Annotated in this window: 6 protein-coding genes; 1 reads left to right on the forward strand and 5 read right to left on the reverse strand. The window is 67.4% G+C overall.

The window, feature by feature from the left end:
- From QZV97_RS11245 to pstS, 4 genes are all read right to left on the reverse strand, one after another.
- Window positions 1–439: ATP-binding cassette domain-containing protein (locus QZV97_RS11245; protein WP_295641920.1), on the reverse strand; the 439-nt coding region annotated here is incomplete at its 3' end.
- 15 nt (window positions 440–454) lie between these two features.
- Window positions 455–1,339, reverse strand: a complete 885-nt coding sequence (gene pstA, locus QZV97_RS11250) for a phosphate ABC transporter permease PstA (RefSeq protein ID WP_295641921.1) — start codon at window positions 1,337–1,339, stop codon at window positions 455–457.
- A complete protein-coding gene (gene pstC / locus QZV97_RS11255) occupies window positions 1,336–2,313 on the reverse strand; it encodes a phosphate ABC transporter permease PstC (RefSeq protein WP_295641922.1) in 978 nt (325 codons plus the stop codon). Before pstC ends, pstA begins: the two co-directional genes overlap by 4 nt.
- 130 nt (window positions 2,314–2,443) lie before the next feature.
- Entirely contained in the window at window positions 2,444–3,484 is a 1,041-nt protein-coding gene (gene pstS, locus QZV97_RS11260; protein ID WP_295641923.1) for a phosphate ABC transporter substrate-binding protein PstS, read from the reverse strand.
- Between the two features lie 207 nt (window positions 3,485–3,691).
- On the opposite strand from pstS, the gene QZV97_RS11265 reads away from it, so the two are divergent.
- Window positions 3,692–4,168: a fasciclin domain-containing protein gene (locus tag QZV97_RS11265; protein WP_295641924.1), complete on the forward strand. Its 477-nt coding sequence runs from the start codon at window positions 3,692–3,694 to the stop codon at window positions 4,166–4,168.
- A gap of 10 nt (window positions 4,169–4,178) precedes the next feature.
- On the opposite strand, the gene glmM is transcribed toward QZV97_RS11265, so the two are convergent.
- Window positions 4,179–5,207 (reverse strand): phosphoglucosamine mutase (gene glmM, locus QZV97_RS11270; RefSeq protein WP_295641925.1); only part of this gene is annotated, 1,029 nt, incomplete at its 5' end.

Here is a 5,207-nt window from a genome sequence, read left to right on the forward strand (position 1 = left end):
CCTCGTTCCACAGCGCCGCCTTCTTCAGCGCCCACTCGACGCGCTCGTCCATCTCGACGCGCGGCAGCGTCTCGAACAGCTTCACGCCGAAGGCGATGTTGTCGTAGATCGACATCGGGAACGGCGTCGGCTTCTGGAACACCATGCCGATCTTCGCGCGGATCAGGGAGACATCGTCCTTCGTCGCCAGGATGTCGACGCCATCGAGCTTGATCTCGCCCTCGGCCCGCTGCTCGGGATAGAGCTCGAACATGCGGTTGAAGGTGCGCAGCAAGGTGCTCTTGCCGCAACCCGACGGGCCGATGAAGGCCGTGACCTTGTTCGCCGGCATGTCGAGGTTGATGTTCTTCAGCGCGTGGAAGTGGCCGTAGTAGAAGTTCAGGTTGCGCACCGAGAGCTTGACCTTCTCGGTGATCGGCAGTTCGACCTTGGTGTCCATGTCGGGACCTCTGCGTCAGTGTTTGTTGCGGAACAGCACGCGTGCCAGGATGTTGAGCACCAGCACGCCGATCGTGATCAGGAAGACCCCGGCCCAGGCCAGCTTCTGCCAGTTCTCGTAGGGGCTGAGCGCGAACTTGAAGATCGTCACCGGCAGGCTGGCCATCGGTTCGCCGAGATTGCTGGTCCAGAACTGGTTGGACAGCGCGGTGAACAGCAGCGGCGCCGTCTCTCCGGCGATGCGGGCCAGCGCCAGCAGCACGCCGGTCAGCACCCCGGCCCGTGCCGCCTTCAGCGTCACGGTCATGATGACCTTCCACTTCGGCGTGCCCAGCGCGTAGGCGGCCTCGCGCAGCGAGTTGGGGATCAGGCTCAGCATGTTCTCGGTGGTCCGGATGACGACCGGGATCACGATCAGCGACAGCGCCAGCACGCCGGCCAGGCCCGAGAAACTCTTGAACCGCGCGACCCACACCGAGTAGATGAAGAGGCCGATCACGATCGACGGCGCCGACAGCAGGATGTCGTTGATGAAGCGCGTGACGCTGCCGAGCCAGCCCTTCTGCCCGTACTCGGCCAGGTAGACCCCGGCCAGCACGCCGATGGGCGTGCCGATCGCCGTCGCCAGGGACACCATCACCATCGATCCGAAGATGGCGTTCGCCAGGCCGCCGGTCTCGGACTGCGGCGGCGGAGTCATCTCCGTGAACAGCGACAACGAGATGCCGCCGAGGCCGAGCCGGACCGTCTCGATCAGGATCCAGATCAGCCAGAACACGCCGAAGGACATCGCGGCCAGCGCCAGCACCAGCGCGATCACGTTGATGCGCTTGCGGCGGGCATGCAGGCTCATGCGCCGCGCCTGCAGGGAGGCGCTGGCCGGACTGGTGATGCTGCTCATGCGCGGCTCCCCTCACCCTTCTTCAGCTGGTTCAGCAGCAGCTTCGAACAGGCAAGCACGACGAAGGTGATGAAGAACAGGACCAGGCCCAGGTAGATCAACGAGGCCTGGTGCAACCCTTCGCCCGCCTCGGCGAACTCGTTGGCCAGCGCCGAGGTGATGCTGTTGGCCGCCTCGAACAGCGACAGCGAATTGAGCTGGTTGAAGTTGCCGATGACGAAGGTCACCGCCATCGTCTCGCCGAGCGCGCGCCCCAGGCCGAGCATGATGCCGCCGACGACGCCGGTCTTGGTGTAGGGCAGCACGACCTTCCAGACCACCTCCCAGGTGGTCGAGCCCAGGCCGTAGGCCGACTCCTTCAGCATCGGCGGCGTGACCTCGAAGACGTCACGCATCACCGAGGCGATGAAGGGAATGATCATGATGGCCAGGATGATGCCGGCCGACAGGATGCCGATGCCCACCGGCGGTCCGCTGAACAGGGCCCCGAGGATCGGCACGCCGGCAAACACGCCCTGCAACGGCTGCTGCACGAAGGTCGACAGGATGGGGGCGAACACCAGCAGGCCCCACATGCCGTAGACGATCGACGGCACGGCTGCGAGCAGCTCGATCGCGACGCCCAGCGGGCGCTTCAGCCAGCCGGGGGAAAGCTCGGTGAGGAACAGCGCGATGCCGAAGCTCACCGGCACGCCGATCAGCAGCGCGATGAACGAGGTCATCAGCGTGCCGTAGATCATCACCAGCCCGCCGTACTGGTTCTGCACCGGGTCCCACTCGCTGCGCCACAGGAAGGACAGGCCGTACTCCTGGATCGCCGGGGCCGCGCCGATGAACAGCGACACGATGATCCCGGCCAGCATGGTCAGCGTGAAGATCGCCGCGCCATGCGTCAGGACTGAGAACAGGGTGTCGATCCACGGCGACGCCCGACGCGCCGGCGGCGGCCCGCCTTGCGGCTGGGTTCGCTCCATCTTCTGGTCTTCGGGGTAGGGGGTAGCGGGCAGTGTAGCGGCCACGATGGTCCTCGCTCGTCGATGCGACGCCGGCGCGCCTCCCGGCTTGCCGGCGATGCGGCCGCCCCCGTCGGGGGCGGCACCCGGGTCACTTGTAGGCGATCGCCTTGCCCGAAGCGTCCTTGACGTTGTCGGCCCATTGCTTGCGGACCAGCGCCTTCACGGCATCCGGCAAGGCGACGTACTCGAGGTCGGAGGCCATCTTGTCGCCGCTGTTGTAGGCCCAGTCGAAGAACTTCAGGGCGTTCGCGGCGCTGGCGGGCTTGTCCTGGGTCTTGTACATCAGGATGAAGGTCGCGCCGGTGATGGGCCACGCGTCCTTGCCGGCCTGTTCGGTCAGCACCTGGTAGAAGCTCTTGTCCCACTGCGCGCCGGCGGCGGCGGCCTTGAAGTTGACTTCGTCGGGGCCGACGTAGACGCCGTCCTTGTTCTTCAGCAGGACGTGCGACATCTTGTTCTGCTTGGCATACGCGTACTCGACATAGCCGATCGAGTTGGGCAGGCGCTGCACGAAGGCCGACACGCCCTCGTTGCCCTTGCCGCCGGCGCCGGTCGGCCAGTTGACGGCCGTGCCCTCGCCCACCTTGGACTGCCACTCGGCGTTGACCTTGGACAGGTAGTTCGTGAACAGGAAGGTGGTGCCAGAGCCGTCAGCGCGGCGCACCGGAGCGATCGGCGCGTCGGGCAGCGGCACGCCCGGGTTCAGGGCGGCGAGCGCCGGGTCGTTCCACTTGGCGATCTTGCCGAGGTAGATGTCGCCGAGCACCTGGCCGGTCATCTTGATCTGGCCCGGGGCGATGCCCTTGATGTTGACGACCGGCACGACCCCGCCGATCACGGTCGGGAACTGGATCATGCCGTCCTTCGCCAGCTCTTCATCCTTGAGCGGCGCATCCGAGGCCCCGAAGTCCACCGTCTTGGCCTTGATCTGGCGGATGCCGGCACCCGAGCCGACCGACTGGTAGTTGATGCGCGCACCCGTCGCCTTGTTGTAGGCGTCGGCCCACTTGGCGTAGACCGGGGCCGGGAAGGACGCCCCCGCACCGGTGATGTCCTGGGCCAGGATCGTGGTGGAAGCGCCCACCAGGGCGGCAGCAGCCAGTGCGGAACGCAGGAGCGACAGGTTCATGAACGACCTTTCTGAGGGTTGGATCGAATGCCCGGAACTCTAGGTTCGGCGTGTGACAGCGCCGTGACGCCCTCACCCGGCGCCCGGCACGAGATGCCTCCGTGACAGGCCTGTCTTGGAACGGTCACGGAAGCGTCATTCGCCGCCCCCACACTCCGGCCGCGCCGTTGTCACGGCCGACTTTCACCCCATCGTTCAGGAGTTCGCATGCACAAGATCGCCCCGCTGATCGCGACCGCCGCCCTGGTCCTGGCCGGCTGCGCCTCGACCTCGGTCCCCGTCAGCATCGCCGACACCACGGCGAAGACCCCGTCGCTGTCCACGCTGAACAAGCTGATCGGCGACGCCGGCCTGACCGACACCCTGCGCGGCGCCGGTCCCTACACCGTGTTCGCCCCGACCGACGAGGCCTTCAAGGCGGTGCCGGCCAAGACCCTGGAATCGCTGGCCCAGGACAAGGAACAGCTGAAGGCGGTGCTGATGTACCACGTGGTCCCGGGCAAGGTCGTGGCGGCCGACATCAAGTCGGGCAAGACCAAGACCGCCCAGGGCGCCGATGTGGTGGTGGCCAAGGCCGGCGGCTTCGTCACGGTCGAGGAGGCCCTGGTGACGCAGGCCGATGTCCCTGCCAGCAACGGCGTCGTGCACGTGATCGATCGCGTGCTGATTCCGCCGAAGCGCTGATCGCCCGGATTCAGGCCTGGCGCACCGCCTCGGCCATGCGCTGGGCGCAGCGCTCGGCCAGGGCGCCGTCGCCGGCTTCGACCATCACCCGCAGCAGCGGCTCGGTGCCGGAAGGCCGGACGAGGATCCGGCCACCGCTGCCGAGCTCGTCCTCGGCGCTGCGCTGTGCGGCGGCCAGGGCCTTGCTGGACCGCCAGTCCTGCCCGGGCTGGAGCCTGACGTTGACCAGCACCTGTGGGAAGAGCGTCAGCCCCTCCAGCAGGGCGGCGACCGAGCGGCCGCTGCGCACCACCGCCTGCAGCACCTGCAGCGCGCTGACCAGGCCGTCTCCGGTGGTGTGCTTGTCGAGCGCGATGAGGTGGCCGGACCCCTCGCCGCCGAGCTGCCAGCCGCGGGCGAGCAGTTCCTCCAGCACGTAGCGGTCGCCGACCTTGGTGCGCACGAAGGCCACACCGTTGCGCTGCAAGGCCTGCTCGACGGCCAGGTTGGTCATCAGCGTGCCGACGACGCCCGGCACCGCCTGTTGCTGCGTCAGCCGGTCCGTCGTCAGCAGGTAGAGCAACTCGTCGCCGTTGTAGAGCCGCCCCGACCCGTCCACCAGTTGCAGGCGGTCCGCATCGCCGTCGAGGGCGATGCCGTAGTGGGCACTGTGCCGGCGCACGGCCTGGATCAGCGCGTCCGGATGCGTCGCACCGTGGCCGTCGTTGATGTTCAGCCCGTTCGGACTGCAGCCGATCGCGACGACCTCGGCCCCCAGTTCGTGAAACACGCTCGGCGCCACCTGGTAGGCGGCGCCATGGGCACCGTCGACGACGATCTTCATGCCCCGCAGGCTCAGTTCGCCGGCGACCGTGCTCTTGCAGAACTCGATGTAGCGGCCCTGCGCATCGTCGACCCGCCGCGCCTTGCCGAGCGCGCGCGAGTCGACCCACTGCGCGGGATCTTCCAGCATGGCCTCGACCTCGCGCTCCCAGGCGTCGGGCAGCTTCTCGCCGCGTGCCGAGAAGAACTTGATGCCGTTGTCGCCGAAGGGATTGTG

Source organism: uncultured Methylibium sp., assembly GCF_902826655.1.
GTDB lineage: Bacteria > Pseudomonadota > Gammaproteobacteria > Burkholderiales > Burkholderiaceae_C > Methylibium.